This is a genomic window from Sporosarcina psychrophila (assembly GCF_001590685.1).
Classification (GTDB): Bacteria; Bacillota; Bacilli; order Bacillales_A; family Planococcaceae; genus Sporosarcina; species Sporosarcina psychrophila.
In genome coordinates, this window is the sequence record NZ_CP014616.1 from 2,645,255 (window position 1) to 2,668,002 (window position 22,748).

The following is a 22,748-nucleotide window of genomic DNA, read 5'->3' on the forward strand; positions in this document are numbered from 1 at the left end:
TCCTTCATTGGAAAACGTTCGTAAGTGTGTAAGTTTATTGGAATTTAAAAAGATGATATTCCGTTCGTATTCGAACGAAATATCATCTTTTTGTTTAGAGTTTCTTGCTCTGATTTCGAAGAAAGCTATAATTGTGAACAAGATTCCCAAAGTTAAAAAGAGATCACATTAACGTTCAAATAAATTCTTACTTCCTGCATTTCTACCTTGAGTAAAATGTAAAACAACTACTAATATTAATGCTAACGCGGGATAAATCATCAATAATCTGACTGCAATCGCCTGTGATTGTTCAGTCATAGAAAACACAAGCATAAAGTTAGAGTAAACAAAAAAAATCAAAAAGAAGAGCCCGCTTATCAAAATTACTTCCGTAACTTTTTCACAATAATTCTTGCTGATCAATAAATATAATAGAAATGGTACCACACATAAAAGAGTAAGTAATAAGTAATTCAGATTGGTTAGTCCACCATCTAATAAAAAATTCCCTAATAGAAGTCGTAAGACGATGGCTGATCCGTAAACTACTAGAAAAACGCCTACAATACACAGTACAAATAAAGTCCTTTTTGACTGTTTTATCTTCCCCACTCCTTTTCTTTAATTATATGTAGTAAAGAAAAGTAAAATCACTTCCATAATGCGAATTGAATATGATCGGACAAAAAGAGAAACCAATGGATTTATAATTGATTTCTCTTTTTCCTAACGAACCAAGCTACGTTTCCTAACCTCCACTAATTATTACAGTACCAATTCAGCATTACCCTCGGGATATAAAGAGAATTCAAACAAAAATTGTTCCAATGTGATCATATCCTTCTCCATTCAAAGTTACTCCTAAAAATGACAAAAAAGCATGCAGAGAAATAAATTACTTTCTCTGCATGCTTTGCTTTTTCACTAGCGACTAATTACAAACTTATGCTTTTGTATAACGAAGTACAGGGAAACGTGCCGCTTTCGTTTCATCAAGACGATTGATAACAGTTGTATGCGGTGCGTTTTGTACGATTTCCGGGTTTTCTTCCACTTCTTTCGCAATTTGAATAAGTGCATCACAGAATGCATCGAGTGTTTCTTTCGATTCTGTTTCTGTAGGCTCAATCATCATGCCTTCCTCAACGTTAAGTGGGAAGTAAATTGTAGGCGGGTGATAGCCAAAGTCAAGCAGTCGCTTCGCCATATCCAGCGTACGCACGCCCAGTTTCTTCTGACGGCGACCCGACAGAACAAATTCATGTTTACAATGACGGTTATATGGCAAATCGAAATGTGGCTCCAATCTGCGCATCATGTAGTTCGCATTCAATACGGCATATTCCGTAACAGCTTTCAGGCCATCTGGCCCCATTGAACGAATATACGTGTATGCACGCAGATAGATACCGAAGTTACCGTAGAACGGTTTAACACGACCAATCGATTGTGGTAAATTGTATTCAAATGTGTAAACTTCATCTTTTTTCACAAGGACTGGTTTCGGCAGGAATGGAATAAGATCCTTCTTCACGCCAACCGGACCTGAACCTGGTCCACCGCCACCATGTGGTCCTGTGAATGTTTTGTGCAAGTTTAAGTGAACAGCATCGAAGCCCATATCGCCAGGGCGTGCTTTAGACATAACCGCATTCAAGTTTGCGCCGTCATAATAAAGTTTTCCGCCAGCAGCATGAACGATCTCAGCCATTTCAAGAATTTCTTCTTCAAAAAGACCAAGTGTATTCGGATTCGTCAGCATAAGCGCCGCCGTGTCATCCCCTACATGTCGTTTCAGGTCCTCAAGATCTACAAGTCCGTCTTCACCTGATTTGACTGTAATCGTGTCGAAACCAGCAACTGTAGCTGATGCTGGGTTTGTACCGTGTGCAGAATCGGGAACAAGTACTTTTGTACGTTTGAAGTCGCCGTTAGCTTCATGGAAAGCCCGAATCATCATCAATGCTGTCCACTCGCCGTGCGCTCCTGCCGCCGGCTGAAGTGTCACTTCATCCATTCCTGTAATTTCTACAAGATGCTCTTGCAGGTCATATAAAACCTCTAGTGCACCTTGAACAGTCGACTCTTCTTGCAATGGATGAATATTCGCGAATCCAGGATAACGTGCAACGGATTCGTTGATTTTCGGATTATATTTCATCGTACATGATCCAAGTGGATAAAATCCTGAATCGATACCATGGTTACGATTGGAAAGTGCAGTGTAATGACGCATAATGTCAAGTTCAGAAACTTCCGGAAGTTCAGCAGCTTCCTCGCGTACAAATCCCTTTGGTAATAGATTGGAAAGGTCAAGTTCAGGGACATCAAGTTCAGGAAGACTATAACCTATCCGTCCTTCTCTAGTAAGTTCGAAAATTAACGCCTGGTTATCTTTATGCATGAAGGGCCTCCATTTCCTGCACAAGTGCATCGATTTCTTCTTTCGTACGCTGTTCTGTAACGGCGAATAGTGCATGGTTAGCAAATTCAGGATACGTCAGGCCTAAGTCATAACCACCGATAATCCCTTTTGTAAATAGGTTTGCATTTACTTCTTTTACAGACCGTTTGCAATCAACGACGATTTCGTTGAAATGTGATCCACTAAATTTAACGTCGAAGCCAGCTTTTTCAAAGGTTTCTTTCGCATAGCGTGTTTTAACAATGTTCTGGTAGGCGATTTCTTGTGCGCCTATTTTACCGAGCGCAGTCATCGCTACAGAAGCAGCAAGTGCGTTCAACGCTTGGTTTGAACAGATATTAGACGTCGCTTTATCACGGCGGATATGTTGTTCACGTGCTTGAAGTGTCAACACGTAGCCACGACGGCCTTCATCATCAGTTGTTTCTCCAACAAGACGACCTGGAACTTTACGCATCAACTTTTTCGTCACCGCAAAATAACCACAATGTGGTCCGCCAAATGATTCAGGAATACCGAATGGTTGTGCATCACCAACTGTAATGTCGGCACCAAGCTTACCTGGTGGTGTTAGTATGCCAAGTGCAAGCGGATTTGATGAAACAACGAACAGTCCGCCTTTAGCATGTGCAATTTCACCAATTTTTTGAATGTCTTCGATTTGACCAAAGAAATTTGGGTATTGTACAAGGACAGCAGCTGTATCCTCATCCATCATTTCTTCTAGCTTAGCCATATCAGTTACGCCATCTTTTTGTGGAATTGTGACCACTTCGATATACTGCCCAGACGCATAAGAAAGTACAACATCACGCGATTCAGGGTTAACTGTTTCAGAAATAAGAAGTTTTTTACGGCGTGTATGACCTGATGCAAGCGTACCCGCTTCTGCAAGAGCCGTTCCGCCGTCATACATAGATGAGTTTGCAAGATCCATACCTGTCAGTTCACAGATCATTGTCTGGAATTCAAAGATAGCCTGCAATTCACCTTGCGAGATTTCCGGTTGGTAAGGTGTATAAGCCGTATAGAACTCGGATCGTGAAATGACATGGTCGACAATGATCGGCTTGTAATGATCATAGACACCTGCGCCAAGGAATGATGCATATGTACGCGCATCCGCATTTTTCGCTGCAAGTTTTGAAAGTTCTTTTGTCAAAGAAGACTCGGATTTCGCTTTTTTAATATTGTACTCGCCTTTAAATCTAACCTTTTCAGGAATATCTTCAAAAAGTTCATCTACGGAAGTAATTCCGATTGTTTTCATCATTTCATCGCGATCGGTTTCAGTCATTGGAATATAACGATGCTGCATGTCCTCTTAACCCCTTTTCATAGATGGTATATGATTAGCGTTTATAAAATGGTGTAGCGATAATTACTGCTTTCAAACGCTTAGCACGAATTTCGACTTCAATTTCAGTTCCTTCAGCAGTGTGTTCACTGTTTAGAAGTGCAAAACCAATGTTCTTTTTAAGTGTCGGTGATTGTGTACCCGTTGTTACTTCACCAATTTGTTCTTCGCCAAGGAATACTTTATAACCTGTACGCGGAATTCCTTTGTCGATCATTTCCACGCCGACAAGTTTACGCGGCACACCATTTTCTTTTTGGGAAGCTAGAACTTCTTTACCAAAGAAATCCTCTTCTTTATTCAACTTCACAACGAAGCCAAGGCCCGTTTCAAGTGGTGAAATATCTTTTGATAGTTCTTGTCCATATAGTGGTAAACCAGCCTCAAAACGTAGTGTATCACGTGCACCAAGACCTGCTGGTACAACACCTTCACTTGCGCCCGCTTTCAGAATAACACTCCATAATGCGACAATTGCTTCAGGAGAGCCGTAAATTTCGAATCCATCTTCTCCCGTGTATCCAGTACGCGAAACAAGAACTTGGTGTCCGGAAATGTCAACATTTTCTTTGAAACGGAAAAACTTAATGTCTGCTAAAGGCTCATCCGTCAATGTTTGAAGTACTTCTTGCGCAATAGGTCCTTGCAATGCAAGCAGTGCGTAAGAAGATGATGCGTCCTCAATTTTGACATCGTCCGTAGTATGGCTATTCATCCACTCAAGATCTTTGTCGATATTTGAAGCATTGACTACCAAAAGGTAATTATTATCCCCACGTTTGTAGATTAAAAGATCATCCACAGTCCCGCCACTTTCATAACACATAGCCGTGTATTGAGCTTGTCCGTCTTTAAGTTTCGATACATCGTTCGTAACCATCTTTTGCAAATATGATAATGCGCCTTCTCCTGTGACAAGCACTTCGCCCATGTGCGAAACATCAAAAAGACCTGCTTTTGTCCGTACAGCTTCGTGTTCAGCTTTAATGCTTGAAAACTGAACAGGTAATTCCCAACCACCAAAATCAATCGTTTTACCGCCGTATTCAGCGTAACTGTCAAAAAGAACCGTGCGTTTCAATGACTCTGACAAGTTCTATTCCCCCTTAAAAATTTGATAAAAAAAGACAGAGGTCCCCTAATTAGGAAACCTCTGTCCTTGTACCTGAAAGTTTGACCTTGCGGCTTTCCTCGTTGGTGACCAGCTTAACCGGCGCTCTCCAGAGATGCGTCATGTATGAGTCTTGTTACCTGAGAGATTCATAACAATAAGTTACTTGCTCCTTCGGCGACGCCATTGCGTGCTCTCCCCATACAATCATTCGCGTTATTCAATTGAAATAAAGATAACTAAGATTCGGACAACTAATGCCCTTTCGCCTTATATCTTAACATTTCATTTTTAAAAGCGCAATACTTTTTAATTGACAGTCGTTTTAACGAACTAAAATAGATATTAATTATAAATCGTTCGTCTTTTTGGTCATTAATTAAATTTTCGTCCAATTAAAGGAATAAGAAAACGATAATCGGTGGTTTATTTTCGTCTTCATTTATATTTCCCCTTTAAGTCTTCCTATTTGGAATGCGATATAATCCACAATGTCACGCAAAGATCGATTTTCCGTTTCGACTTTAAAATGTGCACCTTGTAGATATTGAGGTTTTCGATTATTAAACAACTGTTCAAGGTCGGAGCGTGTCGATCTTTGTACAATCGGACGGTTTCGGTCCGTGGAAATCCGTCGCCATATGTCACGAAACGGAGCATTCAGAAAAAAGACAAGACCTGTTTCCCGCATAATCTCCCTATTTTCTTTACGCATCGCCACACCACCACCTGTCGCAATGATACAAAATTCATCACGGAACGTGCGAAGGAACTCCGTTTCCATTTCACGAAAACGTTCTTCACCATACATTTCAAATATTTGGGGGATCGTCAAACCAGTCATCCTCACGATTTCAGTATCCATATCATAATATGGCATTTTCGTCGCAAAGCTGAGTCGTTTACCGATCGCACTCTTCCCACACCCCATATAGCCAATCAAATACACTTTTTTCATGTCATCACCCACTTGGCAGAACGAATAGTTTTATCCGTTCCGTTTCATTGTTCTCACCGTTTCGTTTTCATAATACGTTTCAAGCGAATCATAACTTCTTTGAATACTATCATGCCATGAAACGAGGGAGAAAAGAAAGAGACTAACGAAAAATAATAAAATAATTGCGGCCGCAAGTATGGCGCCATGTTCATTTCGTATAAAATCCAACCGCAAAACCCCTTACTTTAATGGAGTCATTCAACATTGTCACATTAGCAGTTATAGTTATTCCATCAAATGTAAACGTGACTGCCTTTACTCCTGTAACTAATGGAATATGCCCGGTTGTGTCTACTCGCTTCCGGATAACTGTTCCGCTTTGTTCAATATCAATCAGCCCCCGATTGTTCTTAAGCCGGATTGCACTTCCACCGTTAACCAATCGGATTTCGTTGACGTCAGATAGAAGGTATTGTAAATCGGCCGAGAATAATTCCCATTCAGTTGATGAGTAATCTGTATAGTGTTGTTCTATCGAGCCTTTCCAGAAGAAAAATAATAGGAATAGATGAATGAAAATGGTCATGATGATTAGTTGAAAGATACTTTCTAAAAATGTATAGCCTTGTTCATTTGGTTTCTTCACGAATGAACGCATTTATTGAACACCTTCTCGACTATCTCATAAGACACACAAACCGATTGTCCGTCAATAGTCCAATGATAATCCACTCCATCAACTTGACGGACACCCTCCATCAAACCATACGCTCTAAAATAAATAGCCCCTTGATGAGTAGTTTCCGCCGCATACATATGCGCCTTCTTCATTTGTAACTTTGAGGTCACTATTGAAGCAAATGGAAGTAGTGTCCCAAATATTACAATCACAATCGTCAATGTAAGTACCGCTTCCGGCCATGAGTATCCCCCTTCATTCATAGATAATCATCCTTCCACGCTGAAATTGAAATCGTATTTCGATAATTCCGGAACTCGTTAAGAATGCCATTGTACCAGACTTCAGGATATCTCCATTTCCACGAAATTCAATCGCCTTCAATTGGCTCGTGCCTGCCAAACGCATCCCATTAGGAAAAACGTTTCGTGCAACTTCAACTTTCACTTCCCCGTCCACCAAATAAGATGTGATATATTCAGTTCCCGAATCCTTGAATTGCAATCCTGTTGCTACATAGTTTGCCATCGAATAAGCTTGTAAATTATAGACAGTAGCTATAAATGCTTGAAGCGCGTCATCCTCAGATTCAGCTTGTATCCATTTGTCACCTATAGGCAAAATGATTGCTGTTATAATTGACAAAACAGCTAATACTAGAACCATTTCAAGGAACGTGAATCCACTTTCCTTAGTCTGCTCCAAAACTGGCGGTTCCCCCCACCTTATCCACTTTCCCATCTCCATCAATTGACAATTGCGTTCCATCAGGGCACTGTGCATTTTCGGGCAGATATTCCTTTTCAGTCATTTCTGCAAGGGAGGTCGGCAGATGTTTTTCATCCATTTTAAACGCCTCAATTTGTCCTTGAACCATTTGCATATAAGCATCACACCCCTTTTCATCAATTGACTTAGAATGCTTTGTGACATTCGGGATTGCAATGAGAATGAGAACCGAAATAATCAAGAGAACGATCATCATTTAAAACAACTTTCCCTGTCATTTTCACATCATGAATTCGGTTATCGAAATCCGGTGTAGAGCGTTTTTGCATCGCTTTTCTTTTCTGCGCTCTTCCTTGCTAGTCTATTTTTGTGATTTAATTGTGAGCGGACCACAAAATAGACCACATTAACGTGGTCGGAAATGTGGTTTCACGAAAAAAGACCACATTTATTGAAAACCTTCTATGTATAAGCTCAGGAAAAGATAATAATAAAAACAGCCACCTTCTCAATCGAGCTGGTGGCTGTTTTTTTCAGGTGAGATTAACCCTCTCTTTTTTCAAATTAAGTCATACGTAAATATATGTTCATTTTATCTTCCTTTTTACAGTCGTCACAACAAACAACGGCTGCAATTGGATTCCCAAATTTAATACTATGTAATTCTACTAGGCCGCGATCGCAATACGAACATCTTCTTTTTTTATGAACCTTTATTTTCAAATGATCAAGCAAATCTTCCTTTCCGTCATATTCAACGAGAATGTAGTGTTCTTTCCAATCACATTTTTCACAAATCGGCAACTCGTCATCCTCCATTACAAGTATGTCCGATGGGCTAAACAACGTTTCACATACCATGCATTTCATATTTACATCCCTCCTATTATCACTATTCGACAGGTGGGAAGTAAGTCCTTTTATAATATTTCGACAATTAACGACAAATAAAAAGCCCAATCCAAGACAGGAAAGGGCTTCTAGGCGTTATTCTGCGCATTGGACACTTATAATATCCTTCACCGGCATACGGTCCCTCCCAAACGGACTATCAACCGTAATCCACATCGCCTCAACATTTACTTCTCGAATGACGCCCATGTAAAAAACGGCTTTACCTTTATCCCAAAACTTTACGTGTACTGTGCATTCCCTTTTTTGTGCAACTTCTGTTTCGTGCTGGATAGCCTGCAAATCAAAATCATCTAGCTCTGGACGTTCAATGTATATTCTCTTTCTTATGTATCATATATACCTTTTTTAAAATTATGAAATAACAAAAATGCTATGAGCAATTTCTCAGTATTTATATCTGTTTTTACAAATTTCACTTTCTACCTACTTGGAAAACAATAGCTCCAACAGCTTCGCTGTATATTACTTTTACATTTCTTCCGTTAGCTTTGAACTGTTCTGGAATATCATTGTTATTAGCATAATTCCAAACACGAATGGCATCATTTCCGAAATATAGCTTAAAAAGCTCTTTTGCTACTACTGGAACACGATAAGATTCTGGTAAAGCTTTATCTGTCCACCCATAGAAAACAAGTTCCACTTCAATAGGGGATGAAGAGCTTTGACCAACGACGGTAATAACTTTTGATTTACCTTTAATACCAAAAATACTACCATCTTCTTTAAACCCAAGTTCATTTTGAAGTGTTAGTGAGTTTACACCATCCTTAGAGCTCCAAGCTGACTTCAACACTGGTGCAACCCATCCGTCAGGGTAAACTTTTCCACCACCAGGTTGTGGAGTCGGAGTTGGCTTCGTTATAGGTGGAGCGACGAAGTTCACGTCCATATTCATTGCTCTGTGCATGAATACCGCATAATGCGCCCTGCTTAGTGATTCATTCGGAAGGAATTTACCATTACTACCAACTGTGATACCATTCGAGTAAATAGCTTGGACGTACTCGCTATTCTCACTGCTCGTCGGAACGTCCGGGAAGTTATGGACTGACTTGATTTCAAGGTCAAATGCCATCACTAACACTTTAGCCATCTCTACCCGAGTAAGCGGTTTGTTGGGGCTGAAATTACCCTTACTGTCCGGAGTGAAAATTCCCGCTTGTTGTAATGCACGGATATCGGCGTAGTTCGGGTGGGACTCGGGGACGTCTTTGAACTTAACATAGGCTGTCGTCTTCGATAATATTTTCCCTTTCGCACGATTTACCAGTGCCGCCGCGTGACGACGTAGGATAACGTCATTTGGTTTGAACGTTCCGTCCGTGTACCCGAAGATGATTCCTTGATCAGCCATTGCGGTGATTTCGTTGTAGTACGGACTATTTTTTAGGACATCCCTAAAGTCTTTTACTGCTGCTTCTGTGTGTATGGGCACGATTACTGCTGGTAATGTGAACGCTGCTGCAAGTGATGCTACGAATAATTTCCTACTCATTTTGTATCCTCCTAATTAATCATCTTGGTGACATGATACAGAAGAACTCATCAAATGGCTATACTTGTATGAAATGGTTGACAGCTATTTTCTAATTAAAAACTGCTTTAAATCAAAAAAGGCGTCCGCTCTGGAATGGAATGGGCGCCTTTCCCTGTTTAATATTCCATCAAATCCGCCCTAATGACATCCGCAACCGGAATTCGCTCATCACCAAATGGCCCTTCTATTGAAATTAAATTAAGTCGATGATCCAGTTTTAAAATTTTACCATTATACGGATTAATACGCCCTTTGCACCAAGTCGAAACTGAAATATTGCTTCCACTTTTATATGCAATTTCAATTTCCATCTGGATCGCTTCGAGCTCCCAGTCATCCAAATATGGACGCTCAATATAATTTTCCATTTCTGCATGTTTACGCAAAGCGATTACGTGCTCTGGCAGCATTAGACCGGCCCATTTGATATTTCCACGATCACGAATTCTATCCATTAAATAACCGACCTTTCTTTATGTACGATGGGAACAAGTGCTAACACGTTGTCAATTGTGAAAGTTCGCTTGGATTTGCGTAGAAAACAGTAAGCACGGAACGATACCTCTCCGACCTGCAGTACGTTGATTCTTCGTTTGCTGATTGAACCGTCTGCAGCCATGTACATCATATCTAGGTGTTCACTGTATTCCACTGACTTAACTAATTGATTACGCACACTCGTTCCCTCCTTTCGGTTTAGTATATCGAACGATTGTTCTTATTACAACTGGATAGTAGAAGTTATTAAATATTACCAAATAACCATTGAAATGGTACATGTTAGATATTGGGAGAATAGTGCCACAACTCTATTCACCCAATATACACAGGTTAACATAACACCAGATAACGGAAGTTAAAAAAACGCCCGAACCCCCACTAACACTACATTTCGTTCATTTTCCCACATCTATTCAGTGTTTTATACATCGTTGCTATAACTGGTGTCGCAACCAGATGCGTCTCTGCTTGACTGTATAAATCATGCATAAAAAGACTTATTTTTTTTCATCACTACCTAATACGTCATCGACCTCTTTTGCAAAGACATGGAATATGTAATGTATTTCTTGCTCCTTGGATGCAATCCCTTTTGCGATACCATCCGAAAGTTTTGAGTGTTGAAGATACATCACCAAATTATGGTCATAATCAACCATTGAGAAATCACCGTTCCCCCAACGATTTAACACCTCTAAATAGGCATCAGCGTGTTCATACTTCCCTTTATTTTCTTCCACCAGTTGCTTCAAAGTGTCGATTCGTTCAGGCGTTATCATAATCGAACCTTCTTTTTCATCCGCAATAATCTTTTGATGGGCCATTTCTTGAATAAATTCTTGCATTAAACTTTCAGAAAGAGGTTCTATTACACTTTCAGAAAGCGATTTTACGCCACTTTTCCATTCATCAATCCAGTTAGAATGGGTAACATCTTCCCAACCACCACCACTCGTATCAACCGTTGATATAAATTCCTTTTTATCGCTTGTTTCATCCGTCATTTCACTGCTCTGTCGTTCATTTTCAGAACTACTATTCACTGTCAAAAGTTCATTATTATGAACCCTTTCCGTATAGAAGTACGTGCCACCTATACTAATTACTGCTGTTAAAAAAGTTATTCCTAAAACATGAGCAACCTTCATTTTTCAATCACCTCAATTTTCAATTTCAACCAAAAGCACCATATATAATTGACTGTGTACATAAAACCTGATAGACAGGAGACTCTTTTTGTATTTACGATTAACCTTGGTAGAAAATATGCGAAGCACTTGAAACAATTTTACCTGTATAATCGCTATAACGGTAAAATTCTGCTGTAACATGCATCGTTTTTCCTTTACGGCACCCTTATTTATATTAGGATAATAACAATCATTATTATTGATAATAATATTACACCCACAACAGAACTAACTTTTACCTGCTTAATTTCTTTTTCAGTAACATCTATACCTTCTTCCGGGGTGTGTCGCCTCCGCTTTCCAAATAAATCTTTAGGTTGATAACATCGCAAAAGAAAAAATACTTGTCCTCTTAATATCGCTTTCTTTGGATTATAGAATTGCCAAATAAACATTACGAAAAATGGAACAAATAACAGAAAAATCAAGTCAGACGTTTCCATTTTAATCCCCTCCCAATTATTCAAACTGCCATTTGAAATCCCACTTTGAATTACTGCTTTGATACTCTTCCAAAAAAAACTACCTATTCAACTAACCTGCCCCGTTAGTTCAATAAAAACACTATTAATATATATTCCCAAATTCATCACATTGGAATTCAATTGTAAATGCTTTTTCAAATGTTAGGTTATTCAAATCGAAAATCCCTTCAATGTAGATACGATATGTTCGTCCACCGTCTAGTAAAGTAGCTTTCTGAAATGTTTGCTCCCACTTACCAGAACTGCTAACAATTTTTGTTGAAATCGCACTCACATTGCTAAATAATTGACGACTTTTATCCTCATCGAGCTGTGTATCGAATATCGCTGTGACTTCAATTTCCTCTAATATATCAGGAAAATATAGATACTTGGCTTTAGTTGTTTCGCCATTTGGATGGGTTACAGCAGGCTTTAAATCATTAGATACGGCAGCAAGTTTTTCGCGTTCCGTTGCTAAGAACACTTCCTCCCCATATTGAATTCTTTTTTCAAATTCCGCCGGTTCTACCCAATCGGATTCTTTAAATTCCTCTATGGGTGCAACGCCAATCGAAAGACCGGTCTTCTTTTCCATTGCTTTCTCCACTATTTCAACATACTGCTGATAATACTGCTGCTTCTGTTCCTCCGTAATCGGTGTCAGCACCTCATTCGTATCGAACGTACTTTCTTTCTCCTCCGCAATCGGTATCGACACATCATTCATCGCGGGCGTCCTCAACTCTTCCTCCCCTATAAATGAAAAGACAAATAGACAGGTTGCCACTAATAGCGCTAGACTGGCTACGGCCGGGAAAAGGGGTTTCTTCTTTTTTTCACGCATTGGATATCGTTCATTGATTTTCCGTATCACATTTTGCTGCTGTTGTGCCGTATCACCGATTTTCATTTGTAGTTGTCGTTTAATTTCATTCACTTTTCAGCACCTCCCATTGTTGAGTTACTAACTTTTTCTTTAAACGCTCTTTTGCTATTTTCAACCGATATTTAATCGTACTTTCTGATGTATGTATGATCTTTGCGATTTCACGTATGGTTAATTCTTTGAAATAATAAAGAATAATGACTTCTCGAAATTGAATCGGCAATGTTAATACGGCATCGGCCACAATCAATTGTTCGTCTCGCATAATGAGTTGATTTTTCAGCTGAATCTTTCCAGGGAAAATATTGGTCAGTGTTTGCGTCCTGTATCGCCAACTTTTCAAATAATCCTTGCATCGATTAATAGCCATTCGCGTTAAGTACGTTCGCAAGCTGGATTGCGCTTGAAATTGCTCCGACTTTATCCAATAGTTGATAAACACATCTTGTACAATATCCTCTGCTGCATCCCAATCTTTCACATATAGATAACTGAGCTGAAGCAAATAATCATTATGTTCATGAATGATCGCTCGAAAGCTTATATCCTCTAGTTGCACAATAAGTAGTCCCCTTTCTACTTATTAGACGATTCCAAAAACACAAAAGTCTAAAATATTCTCATCAAAATGTAATTCTTTACTACACATAACCTAGTAACCATAAAATGAGATTGTCCATTCCGACAAACCTTTTCTCATGTTGATGAACTTCGTCCGCGCCTTTTGAATACTTGTATATTACCCAATATTATACATCATGAAAATGCAGTCTATTTTGTAATATGAAACAATATCATTCAACTTTACATATGCTTATTGAACTAACCTGCCCCGTTAGTTCAATAAGAAAAGCATTACTGTTGTTCCAGTAAAGCAACCTTTTAATAAGAAATATTTAATCTTTTTAATGTGAAGACCTGTGCGTCTAAGTTCTCCCTACATTACATATGTAAACCGTCAAATCAGGTGAAAAGTGTAGTAGGAGTATGTAAATTGTGCTTGCTGAACAAATTCTCGTGTAATTATTGATTTCCCATTTACTTTGAACTTCAGTAAAGCATTAACGGCTTTATTTACAGTAGCTGTAGACATGCCTGTGATTTCAGCAATGTGTACTTGTGTCGGGCAACAGTTTCCCTTGTCGTCTATGAATGACGCTATCGCAAGCAGCGTCGTGCAATTTACAGGTCTCAAATCTTTGGCCATCCCTGACCCAAATAATAAAGAATATAGCTTTAAAAAGATCTCACTCTTTTCCTTCATAATTGTCCGTCCTTCCAAGATTCCTGCATCTTCTTTATTTGTAGTTACAGGATTATTTAAAATACCAATAAAGACGCCCCTCCTATTAATCTATTATTCAATTCTTTAGCCTTTATTCTATGGGTAAAGTTGGAACCTTGCAAACTCGCTTAAACAAAAAAAGCGGCCAATCCACAATCCAATCTGTGGAGGAGCCGCTTTTTACATTCGTCTTATTTTTTTGTAGCGAACAAAACAGCTAGACCTACTATGTCATCGGGTTCTAACTCTTTATTCTCCCATTTTGAGCGCCACAACTCACCAAATGCACCCGCTTTGATACCTCCATTAATTACGATTTCTTGTGTAGCTTTGGATTCCAAAAGTTTCTCATAAGCTTTGCGTACCGTAGCACTTGAAAACCTCAATTCCTCATCCTCCTCCTTTGGTGGTGCGGGTGTCCCCGCTACTTTTAATTTCAACTTGAAGTACTCAGCTAGACCATCCGCGATAGCCTCACCCTGAGCTTTTAGTTTTGCATCTGATCGTAACGCTGGAATGTCAGTTGTCGAGTCCATAAAACCACCCTCTGTTAAGATGGCTGGCATATTAGATACTCGTGTCATATGATTATTTTTGGGCTTCACCCCCCTATCACGCAACCCCATTGCTTGCACGATGCGTGACTGAATAATTGCCGCAATATCTTTCGACGCTTTACTTGCAGTAATCTCCTGGACAAGTGTTTCGACACCGCCGTGACTACCCCACTTACCATCGAAAGCATTGTGGTGAATAGAAACGAGCGCATCAGCTTTCCATGCGTTCGCCTTATTGGTGCGTGTTGCAAGGGGGACATCTGTGTTTCCGGTCGAGTCATCTAATCTAAGGATCTGTACGTCCTGGTATTTGTTCAATCGAGCTGAACATGCCAGCAACACTTTACTATTGAAGGACCATTCCCGTTCACCATCTGGTGTTCGTTTGCCCGATGTGTTGATACCATGTCCGGCATCTAGTACGATCTTGACCATACTCTCACCTTCTTTATCGTATTTAGTTAGCTCATATTGCTCAATCAATTTATTAAGCTTTGCAGAATAATTTACATCTGTTGCATAACCGGCATCTTTAACTGCAGCTGTTGCCTTTTTATAATCTGTTTGATTTAACACTGCTGCGTATCGATTGTGAGACTCCCATCCTGTTCCATTGGCGTATTTATTGACCAGATCTATTACGCATCCTTCAAGGGTTGGGTATTTACAAAAATCAGCATCCATATAGTAGATAGTGCCATCCGCTTTATTCTCTGAAGTCTGTTTGGTATATATATCACCGGACCACCTGGAACCCGATTTAATTCCGAAAAGGTTGTTTGCATTCTTGGCCAGTTCAGATGTCCCGGATGCCGATTCAAGAATCCCCTGCGCAGTAATCAAAGAAGGAAGGACTCCGTGAGCCCTCCCGTGTTTGATTGCATATGGAGCTAAATCATCGATAAAAGCCGTCACTTTAGACCTCGTTGCTTAAGTGCTCGCTCCTGTTCCTTTGCCCGTTTTCTTACTAGATACGTATTCTTCCACACACCATAAATGATGAGAAAGAACGGTACGGCCGCAATCAGTACGACAACGAAAGCGTCAATCGACTCCTGGTTAAACCATTCAAATTTCACGTTAAGTGTACCCAAAAATAAAAGGACAGCTGATAGCCATCCCCCGAACATTGCTACATATTGTTTTAGTTTGTCATCCATCTTTTATCATCCTCCATCACTTTATTAAGGTAAGAAATGTTGTATCACATAATAAATCGCACCGCCAGAACTCAACAGACCCACGATGCCTCCACTCACTTTTAGGAAGACGGTAGACAATGTGTTGAGTTTAGCCATGCGTAATTCATGTGTTTGCGCTGTGCGTGCAGATTGATACCCCATCGCATTCTCAACGATAGTAAACAACTTAGCTGTTTGCTCACGCATAGTTGAACGGGTTTCTTGATTCTCTCTCATTACCGTATTTTCAAGCTTCATTGCATTTTCTTCTAAGTTTCTTAAGCGCTCATCATGGTGCAAATCTGATTTTTCTAGCGCCGCAATCTTTATGGCGTGGACATCAATTTGTTCGCCTTGATGTCTAACCGTTTCAAACATAGATGATCCTATAGTTACGTCTGGCATCCCTCATTTCACTCCCCTTTCTCTGTTTTTGGATAAAGAAAAAGAACGCCGCGATTGGACGTTCTTAGTTACTCTGTTTTTTATTATTTTTCTCTTTTCACTTCTTTAAATTTAATAGTTGAGATATCTTGGATAAAATAGATTACCCCTTTATTGTTTCGAACCAAATATCCTCTTTTACCACTATGTTTTATTAATTTCCATTCTGGTTTTTCATCAGTTTCATTAATCAACACATAATAATCATATTTGGGTGTTATCAAATATAAAATCACCTTCAGAACAACTATTATTATGAAGGTGATTACGATATCAACTAAAAGATAAGCTATAAAAACTATCCAATCCGAAGATTTTTCTACCAACTCCACCCTTACATCCGAAGTAGTTATTATCAAAACGAAGAACATACTTACAAAAGTAGCGCAGATTAAAAATAACTCTTGATAAATATTTATTAGATTTGAATTTAATTTTCTTTCTAATTGAATATTATTAAAGTTCTCAATTACCGTTTTTATTATATAAATAACCCATGGTCCTAAAATGGCTAGTAATGCCATTAACCATTTGTGTTCATCTAAAACTTTCAACGCCTCAATAATAACTAACACAATATCTCCCTCTTTCTATATCCATGTTCTTACTATCGACTTTGAAAGAGGACTTTACATGATTCATAAACAATTCATATTACCTACCTCGTCGATTCTTCTTACATCCCACACACCTTCATATTTTTAGGTAAAGAAAAAGAACGCCCCGGGGACGTTCCGCACTACGTATCCTCTAGTATTGTAGTTTGACAGTTAACTCATCAATTTTTTCTTCCATAATTTTTAATTCCAGTCCGAATTCGTTCTCGATTTCCTTTAGAATAACTTCTTCCTCAAGTCCTTTTAACCTTAACTTTTTTGTTTGATTAGCAACTTTAATAAATAAAGGAATACAAGATAAAATATAAAACCTTACAACTGAAGCCCCAGTGGGCCCTAAAGTATCCGTCTTAGTTTTATCAATAACTTCCTCTTTGAAGTTGAAACTCTCCAATTGTTCTCCGAGCTGTTCTAAAGCTCTTAGATTCAATAAATTCCCAGTCCCACTTGAAAGTTCACCTGTTAAGTTAATTACTTTGTTTAATACCTTCGGTTGAAAACCGTCAACATATTTGTTTAAACACCAGTCCATTGCTCTTACAACTTTTATGATCATAAAACTATCTCCCCCTCTATCTTCCAATATTCGACAGACAGGTAAGTAAATCCTTCTAATTCCCAAAAAATATCCTTCTTCTCAAATCATCTCCGTCTTCATCGCAATTAACACAGTATCAGATCATAGAAGTAAATAGAATGCCATTAGTTAAATGTGACTTCATACAGATTCACCCACTTCCGCAAATCGACTCGCTACGTTCTGTCGAACCAACGCCGATAGACTGACAATAGACTCATTCCCTGCATACTCCTCCGCCGTCAGTGGCACATAGCCGCTAAGATTAATTGTACGTTCATCATCATGCCCCTGGAAAAATACCTGCACACTCACGATTTGACCTTCTTTGTAGCTCATGTTTACATTTGTGATTTGAATATTCATTCTGCATCATCCTCCACTTTTCCTGATTTTAGTTGTTCGTTTTCTGCTGTTAATTGCTGATTGTCCAATTCCCTTTGAGTGGCAAGTGCGAAATAAATTGCCCTTTCCTCACTTAACCTTGTGAGTTGATTTTTCAAGTCTGTGATGACGTGGTCAGCTTGTGCTTCCATTTATTCCATCTCCTTTAGTTTTGTAATGACAACTCTTAATTCTCTTGCTAATTTCTGACGTTCACGCAAAGATTGCTTATTGTAGGTTTCAGATAAATTTTGATTCAGCTGTCTGTATTTTTTACTCCGAGTATCGTAGAGTTGTTTTTCCTCGAAGCTGTCGACATAGAAAACTTCTATATTGCCATCCCCGTTTTTACGCAACATTTTAATAGGCAACAGATTCAACCTCGCTTTCAAGGGTAGCTTCGAGCCGCACATCTTCAAAACCACGTCTTTTAGCTTTAATTTCATAAACAAAAGGGATATTGTCACCTTTTACAACGAAAGAATCCGCATTCATCGAATCTAAATCAACGTAAATTAAGCCTATCCCGTATGGTGCCAGGAAGACTTCGTAATCGATGTCGGTGTTGACGGTTTCTTTAAATAAAGGGTCGATTTCTATAATACATTCGCCTTCCGCAACTGTCCCACGACCGATATCGCCGAAATAGTATTCAGCGGTTTCATAAGCTGAAATACTTACCACACCTTGTGATGTTGGGACAGATGCGTTCTTAGAACCGTACACATTTAAATCGTTAAACACTGACAGGCTATTAGAGGTGACGTGTCCTGAGAGCATTATAGTAGGAGAGAATATCTCCAACCCAGTACCGGCAAGCGTCAATTCTGCTTGCGCTCCAGTTTCCCAGTTGCCGAACTGTAGGAGTGATTGTTTCTTGTTTTGGTGCATTCTAGTTATTAACTTTACCGAGCTTTCTGTCCATTCGCTGATTACCATCCCGTTATAAATACGGACTTGTCCGACTGAAGTAGATGGGGATACAATTTCGAAACCTCTTAACTCTCCTGACGCAATTTTATTAGCATTAATGCTATCGATTTTGGCATTTGTGATCGACGCATTGGCAATTTTCGCCCCGTCAACCGCTAAGTTCCCAATCTGTGCATTCGTAACTGCCAAATTTTCAATTTGCGCTGTCCCTATCGCCGCATTTCCCACTTTTAATTTAGTAATAGCCCCATTAGCAATTGCCGCTGTGCCGACTGCTAATGCACCGATTTTAACGCTTGTGATAGCCGCATTAGCGATTTGAGCATTACCAACCGCCAGGTTTGCGATTACCGTGAGACCGTTTACTATACTGACGTCACCGACTAGTTCAATCTTCGCCGCTTGTAATTTAGCTGATTCCGTTGATAGGTTGAATGCAGCAATTACACCGTCTTTGCTGACCTTTGCGTTGATTTGTCCGGGTAAAACATTCAAGCTTGCTTCAGCCGTTGACAATCTTCCTGTGATGCTGTCCACACTTGACTGAGTGGCTTTCAGCGCGACTTGTCCTGCTAGTGTTACGATGCTGCCCTCGGCTGTCGAAATGCGGCCTGAAACTGTGGAGATTGCACCGTCGATGTCCTCGGGAGCCGGTGTCCAGTCTGTGACTTTGTTTCCGCGCTCGAGCTTAACACTAAAATTCTTTATATCACTAACCGTAAGAGCAGAGTTGTCGGCTTTTCTTCCTAAATACCTAAAAAATGCTGTATCACTTAATGTTTTAAATGTGCGGCTACTTATCCAAGCACTATCTTTTAATAAATTAAAATTAACGTCATATTCGTAAATAACTATGCCGTAGGTATTATCAAAATGTGTATAAGTGTAATCCGTACTTGCTTCGGCTTTAATATATGGCATAAACCGTATCCTCGTCGTAGCGCTTGTGGGTATTTGGGGACTACCCAAAACCGTGGTATAGCTCCCATTCTCCCACCCACTATTTACCTGAAATAGGTTCCGTCCACCAATACCCAAGTTATTAAAATCGGTTTGACTCACTTTGGTAGTGATTTGATTTGCTTGTACAGTAAGACTTGCCTCCGCGCTCGAGATTCTCGTTGTCAAAGAGTTAACTGTTGATGCGTCGGCTTTAGTGCTAACCTTTGTATCCGTTTCTCCCCTAGTGTAAACATCCGACTTGCTGGCTTTAAGTGCAATGCCATCGTTTGCCACTTTTAAAGACGCTTCGGCAGTTGAGATGCGCTGTTCGACAGTAGATACACGGGAGTTGTCAGCTTTATTGTTTAATAGACTGTTGGCGTCGGTCTTGGTATACACGTCTGTTCTATTAGCTTTTAAAAGAATATCGGCTGCGGTTTGATTAGTCAACGTCTCAACAGTCGAGATGCGACCGGCATCGCCTCGCTCGAACGTAATACTGAAATTCTTTATATCACTAACCGTAAGAGCAGAGTTGTCGGCTTTTCTTCCTACAAATCTAAAAAATGCCGTATCACTTAATGTTTTGAAAGTACTACTATCCAGCCAAGCACTATCTTTTAATAAATTAAGATTAATGTCATATTCGTAAATAGCTATGCCGTAGGTTTTATCAAAGTTTGTATAGGTGTAATTTGTATTTGCTTTTGCTTCGATATATGGCGTGAATCTAATCCTAGTGGGGGCGATTATTGGCGTTTGAGGACTACCCAAAACTAAGGTATATTGCCCGTTCTCCCATCCACTGTTCACTTTAAATAAATTTCGACTACCAATTTCAAGGTTGTCAAATTCCGCCTGACTCACCTTAGTCGTAATCAGCCCAGACTGCACGACAAGACTAGCTTCGGCCGTTGACATTCTACCTTTCACCGCGTCTAAATCAACCTGTTTCGCCCGCAGTGCAATCTCGTTAGCAACTTGGTTAATACTTGTATCAGCCGCGTCCAACCTCGATACGATGCCGTTTTTGTCAGCAGTGTAACTTACAGTGGACACTTTACTGTTTACGGCATTATCCGTTTCTGCCTTGGTATAGGTATCAGCTCTATTGGCTTTGGTGACCAGCTGACCGTTTACCCAAGTGGCATCGACTTTCTGTGCAATATCAGCTTCCAACGAACTTTTTGCGGTGTTGATTTTATTCTGAGCTTCCATCGCGGCTGCTTGAATGGCATCCGATTTTGCTTTCCCCGCCTCCACAAACGCATAAGTTTCCGCCGCAATCCTTGCCGCATCAGCCTTAGCCTTGGCATCAAGTGCTGCCGCTGTTTTAACTGCATCAGCTTTATTAGTAGCGTCATGTTCGGCTTCCTGTTTGGCAAGGATAGCCGCTAAGATACGTGCTTGTTCTTCAGCTGCAGTCTTGCCGTCGGTGTATTCAATGTTGGGTAGTCGGATTTTGTCCAGGGCTTCTTTTGAAAGTAAATCCGCTACTTTACTTAATTCTTCTAGTTCTTTCGCAATTTCGGGTCCGAATAAAATATCATCGGAGACCACACGGCCCGTTTGTGCCATCACTTCTGTGGAAAAAGCCCCTGCAACTCCATGTGTATTGACAGCGCGCACACGAAAATACCATTGTTCATTTGTGTTAGCGTCGTGATTGTACCCGCTAGTTTTACCGCGATAAATTAAATTAGGTGCATCCGGCGTGAATCCCTTAACTCGGGAGGCGTACACTTCGTAGTTTGCAATGTAAATAGTACGGTCGAAATCCCATTCGAGGATGATTGTTTTAAATGCTCCGGTTGCAGCGACATTAAGAACCTGTCCTGGTGTGACGTTTTTTATGTCTTCGTCGGTTACGGGTCCACTATCACCACCTAGATCCCATATCCCACCTTTATCATTCAGCTTGGCTTCGATTCTATCCAAACGCTCGCTGTCGCCACTGTATATATCAATATGTTGCCCTAGTTCAACGCGCCCCGTATTGTCGGGATCCGCCACATCATATTCGTAGGAAATTACTCTTTCTTCCACTTCAATTGGATCGGCAAAGGAACGATCAACAGCGAATGTTGTATCCCCGAGACGCACCTTTTCATGCTCGCGTCCCGTGATTTCTTCCAACAAAAAAACATCCATCGTATAATTCTCGATAGGACGTTTCTGCCTTTGTAACATTTCCCACGTTTCTGCTAATAATTGTGCGGGGTCTTTTTGTTCGCCATTGTCATGAAACCCGAAACGATGACGCAATGAACCATCATCATTCTTTCTACCGTATATAGCGAGTGCACCGAGGTCGCCCACCCACTCTTGACCTAGTGGTTTATCAACGGGATCCCCTTCTGACATTTTCCATACGACATCAGCAAAATTAATTTTTCTTGAATAACCGCCCGTATGCTCGCCCTCGTCGCCCAATATTTCAAGGGATGAACCACGACCGTACAATGCTGTTTTAGGGTAGGAATGGACTTTATGTGAGATGGATAGAATGTCCTTGTCGATCTCCCACAACTTACCCGTGTCTGCTCCGCGCCGAGGTAGTATGTCAATGTAACGACCAGTGATTTTGTTGTCATGGATTTCTATGCGGTCACGGAGTTCTCCGCCCCATGTGTTGATAATCTCCTGTATTGCTTCAACGACATTTACATAATAGTAATTTGTTGAATTGATTCCGAAATCAGCCGTCTGACCGGATTTCCAGCGTGTGCCTACCAACGCCCGCGTGAGCGCTGTCGATAAGGTCGTGTTATAAGCGCGAACATCCTCGATTACCTCGTCGCGCAATTCGAGCATTGACGACTCGCAAATGGCGCGTATCAAGGTGCCGTTATCACCGTTTATTTTCTCCGGTTCTTTGATTACAAAAAGTCTGAAAGTGCCGTCCTTGTCCATGAATGCCACTTGGTTTTCGGCAACGATATATTTAGAATCCTCATGACTTGCGGGTGATGTAAATTCGAAAGTTGAGCCATTGTTAACAACTTCTTTAAATGGAGCATCCCAATATGGGCAAGCCCCTTCCGCTTCGTTTGATAGCGCAGCCAATAAACTGTCGTGAGGGTCAAATAATAGTAATTCTGACATC

General features: G+C 40.2%; 28 protein-coding genes and 1 riboswitch. All 28 genes read right to left on the reverse strand.

The features are described 5' to 3' along the window. Positions 1-925: 925 nt before the first annotated feature. The 28 genes from gcvPB to AZE41_RS12720 all read right to left on the reverse strand — a co-directional run bounded on the left by gcvPB (position 926) and on the right by AZE41_RS12720 (position 22,747). Positions 926-2,386, reverse strand: coding sequence for an aminomethyl-transferring glycine dehydrogenase subunit GcvPB (gene gcvPB, locus AZE41_RS12590; RefSeq protein ID WP_067209940.1), 1,461 nt, complete (start codon positions 2,384-2,386; stop codon positions 926-928). Further along, complete coding sequence (gene gcvPA, locus AZE41_RS12595) at positions 2,379-3,725, reverse strand: aminomethyl-transferring glycine dehydrogenase subunit GcvPA (RefSeq protein ID WP_067209944.1); 1,347 nt, start codon at positions 3,723-3,725, stop codon at positions 2,379-2,381. The genes gcvPB and gcvPA overlap by 8 nt, the downstream gene beginning before the upstream one ends. A gap of 34 nt (positions 3,726-3,759) precedes the next feature. After that, positions 3,760-4,857: a glycine cleavage system aminomethyltransferase GcvT gene (gene gcvT / locus AZE41_RS12600; RefSeq protein ID WP_067209946.1), complete on the reverse strand. Its 1,098-nt coding sequence runs from the start codon at positions 4,855-4,857 to the stop codon at positions 3,760-3,762. A gap of 136 nt (positions 4,858-4,993) precedes the next feature. Next, positions 4,994-5,086: riboswitch (glycine riboswitch) on the reverse strand. Between the two features lie 231 nt (positions 5,087-5,317). Next, positions 5,318-5,833, reverse strand: a complete 516-nt coding sequence (locus AZE41_RS12605; RefSeq protein WP_067209949.1) for a shikimate kinase — start codon at positions 5,831-5,833, stop codon at positions 5,318-5,320. Positions 5,834-5,863: 30 nt separating this feature from the next. Next, the gene (locus AZE41_RS12610) at positions 5,864-6,043 is read right to left on the reverse strand and encodes a hypothetical protein (RefSeq protein WP_067209951.1); all 180 of its coding nucleotides are present in this window, start codon (positions 6,041-6,043) and stop codon (positions 5,864-5,866) included. Continuing rightward, entirely contained in the window at positions 6,024-6,473 is a 450-nt protein-coding gene (comGF, locus tag AZE41_RS12615; RefSeq protein WP_067209954.1) for a competence type IV pilus minor pilin ComGF, read from the reverse strand. The genes AZE41_RS12610 and comGF overlap by 20 nt, the downstream gene beginning before the upstream one ends. After that, positions 6,458-6,757, reverse strand: a complete 300-nt coding sequence (locus AZE41_RS12620) for a hypothetical protein (RefSeq protein ID WP_067209956.1) — start codon at positions 6,755-6,757, stop codon at positions 6,458-6,460. Before AZE41_RS12620 ends, comGF begins: the two co-directional genes overlap by 16 nt. Next, on the reverse strand, positions 6,750-7,199 hold the full coding sequence (locus AZE41_RS12625) for a type II secretion system protein (protein WP_067209959.1): 450 nt from the start codon (positions 7,197-7,199) through the stop codon (positions 6,750-6,752). The genes AZE41_RS12620 and AZE41_RS12625 overlap by 8 nt, the downstream gene beginning before the upstream one ends. Further along, a complete protein-coding gene (gene comGC, locus AZE41_RS12630) occupies positions 7,186-7,479 on the reverse strand; it encodes a competence type IV pilus major pilin ComGC (protein ID WP_067209960.1) in 294 nt (97 codons plus the stop codon). The genes AZE41_RS12625 and comGC overlap by 14 nt, the downstream gene beginning before the upstream one ends. A gap of 308 nt (positions 7,480-7,787) precedes the next feature. After that, a complete protein-coding gene (locus tag AZE41_RS12635) occupies positions 7,788-8,093 on the reverse strand; it encodes a hypothetical protein (RefSeq protein ID WP_067209962.1) in 306 nt (101 codons plus the stop codon). Positions 8,094-8,210: 117 nt separating this feature from the next. Next, positions 8,211-8,465 carry a YolD-like family protein gene (locus AZE41_RS12640; protein ID WP_156476046.1) on the reverse strand — a complete coding sequence of 85 codons (255 nt, stop codon included), beginning with the start codon at positions 8,463-8,465 and terminating at the stop codon, positions 8,211-8,213. An 85-nt stretch (positions 8,466-8,550) separates the two neighbouring features. Beyond that, on the reverse strand, positions 8,551-9,636 hold the full coding sequence (locus AZE41_RS12645; RefSeq protein ID WP_067209968.1) for an S-layer homology domain-containing protein: 1,086 nt from the start codon (positions 9,634-9,636) through the stop codon (positions 8,551-8,553). Between the two features lie 158 nt (positions 9,637-9,794). Beyond that, positions 9,795-10,133, reverse strand: a complete 339-nt coding sequence (locus AZE41_RS12650) for a YolD-like family protein (RefSeq protein ID WP_067209970.1) — start codon at positions 10,131-10,133, stop codon at positions 9,795-9,797. Next, a complete protein-coding gene (locus AZE41_RS12655; RefSeq protein WP_067209971.1) occupies positions 10,133-10,354 on the reverse strand; it encodes a transcriptional regulator in 222 nt (73 codons plus the stop codon). Before AZE41_RS12655 ends, AZE41_RS12650 begins: the two co-directional genes overlap by 1 nt. Before the next feature lie 322 nt (positions 10,355-10,676). Beyond that, on the reverse strand, positions 10,677-11,327 hold the full coding sequence (locus AZE41_RS12660) for a DUF6241 domain-containing protein (RefSeq protein WP_067209973.1): 651 nt from the start codon (positions 11,325-11,327) through the stop codon (positions 10,677-10,679). A gap of 212 nt (positions 11,328-11,539) precedes the next feature. Then, positions 11,540-11,812 carry a hypothetical protein gene (locus tag AZE41_RS12665; RefSeq protein ID WP_067209977.1) on the reverse strand — a complete coding sequence of 91 codons (273 nt, stop codon included), beginning with the start codon at positions 11,810-11,812 and terminating at the stop codon, positions 11,540-11,542. 124 nt (positions 11,813-11,936) lie between these two features. Beyond that, positions 11,937-12,773: a hypothetical protein gene (locus tag AZE41_RS12670; RefSeq protein WP_067209979.1), complete on the reverse strand. Its 837-nt coding sequence runs from the start codon at positions 12,771-12,773 to the stop codon at positions 11,937-11,939. Then, positions 12,766-13,281, reverse strand: coding sequence for a sigma-70 family RNA polymerase sigma factor (locus tag AZE41_RS12675; protein ID WP_231885674.1), 516 nt, complete (start codon positions 13,279-13,281; stop codon positions 12,766-12,768). Before AZE41_RS12675 ends, AZE41_RS12670 begins: the two co-directional genes overlap by 8 nt. A 399-nt stretch (positions 13,282-13,680) precedes the next feature. After that, positions 13,681-13,986 (reverse strand): helix-turn-helix domain-containing protein, encoded by a 306-nt coding sequence (locus AZE41_RS12680; RefSeq protein WP_067209981.1) that lies wholly within the window; start codon positions 13,984-13,986, stop codon positions 13,681-13,683. A 212-nt stretch (positions 13,987-14,198) separates the two neighbouring features. Further along, entirely contained in the window at positions 14,199-15,479 is a 1,281-nt protein-coding gene (locus tag AZE41_RS12685) for an N-acetylmuramoyl-L-alanine amidase (protein WP_067209984.1), read from the reverse strand. Continuing rightward, on the reverse strand, positions 15,476-15,724 hold the full coding sequence (locus AZE41_RS12690; RefSeq protein WP_067209986.1) for a phage holin: 249 nt from the start codon (positions 15,722-15,724) through the stop codon (positions 15,476-15,478). The genes AZE41_RS12685 and AZE41_RS12690 overlap by 4 nt, the downstream gene beginning before the upstream one ends. 24 nt (positions 15,725-15,748) lie before the next feature. Beyond that, a complete protein-coding gene (locus tag AZE41_RS12695; protein ID WP_067209989.1) occupies positions 15,749-16,150 on the reverse strand; it encodes a hypothetical protein in 402 nt (133 codons plus the stop codon). A gap of 83 nt (positions 16,151-16,233) precedes the next feature. Beyond that, positions 16,234-16,764: a hypothetical protein gene (locus AZE41_RS12700; RefSeq protein WP_067209991.1), complete on the reverse strand. Its 531-nt coding sequence runs from the start codon at positions 16,762-16,764 to the stop codon at positions 16,234-16,236. Between the two features lie 175 nt (positions 16,765-16,939). Continuing rightward, complete coding sequence (locus AZE41_RS12705; RefSeq protein ID WP_067209993.1) at positions 16,940-17,362, reverse strand: hypothetical protein; 423 nt, start codon at positions 17,360-17,362, stop codon at positions 16,940-16,942. Between the two features lie 162 nt (positions 17,363-17,524). Then, positions 17,525-17,749 carry a hypothetical protein gene (locus tag AZE41_RS12710; protein WP_067209996.1) on the reverse strand — a complete coding sequence of 75 codons (225 nt, stop codon included), beginning with the start codon at positions 17,747-17,749 and terminating at the stop codon, positions 17,525-17,527. Next, complete coding sequence (locus AZE41_RS22780; protein ID WP_156476047.1) at positions 17,746-17,919, reverse strand: hypothetical protein; 174 nt, start codon at positions 17,917-17,919, stop codon at positions 17,746-17,748. Before AZE41_RS22780 ends, AZE41_RS12710 begins: the two co-directional genes overlap by 4 nt. Beyond that, positions 17,920-18,138: a hypothetical protein gene (locus AZE41_RS12715; protein ID WP_067209998.1), complete on the reverse strand. Its 219-nt coding sequence runs from the start codon at positions 18,136-18,138 to the stop codon at positions 17,920-17,922. Then, the gene (locus AZE41_RS12720; protein ID WP_067210001.1) at positions 18,128-22,747 is read right to left on the reverse strand and encodes a phage tail spike protein; all 4,620 of its coding nucleotides are present in this window, start codon (positions 22,745-22,747) and stop codon (positions 18,128-18,130) included. Before AZE41_RS12720 ends, AZE41_RS12715 begins: the two co-directional genes overlap by 11 nt. Position 22,748 lies beyond the last annotated feature (1 nt).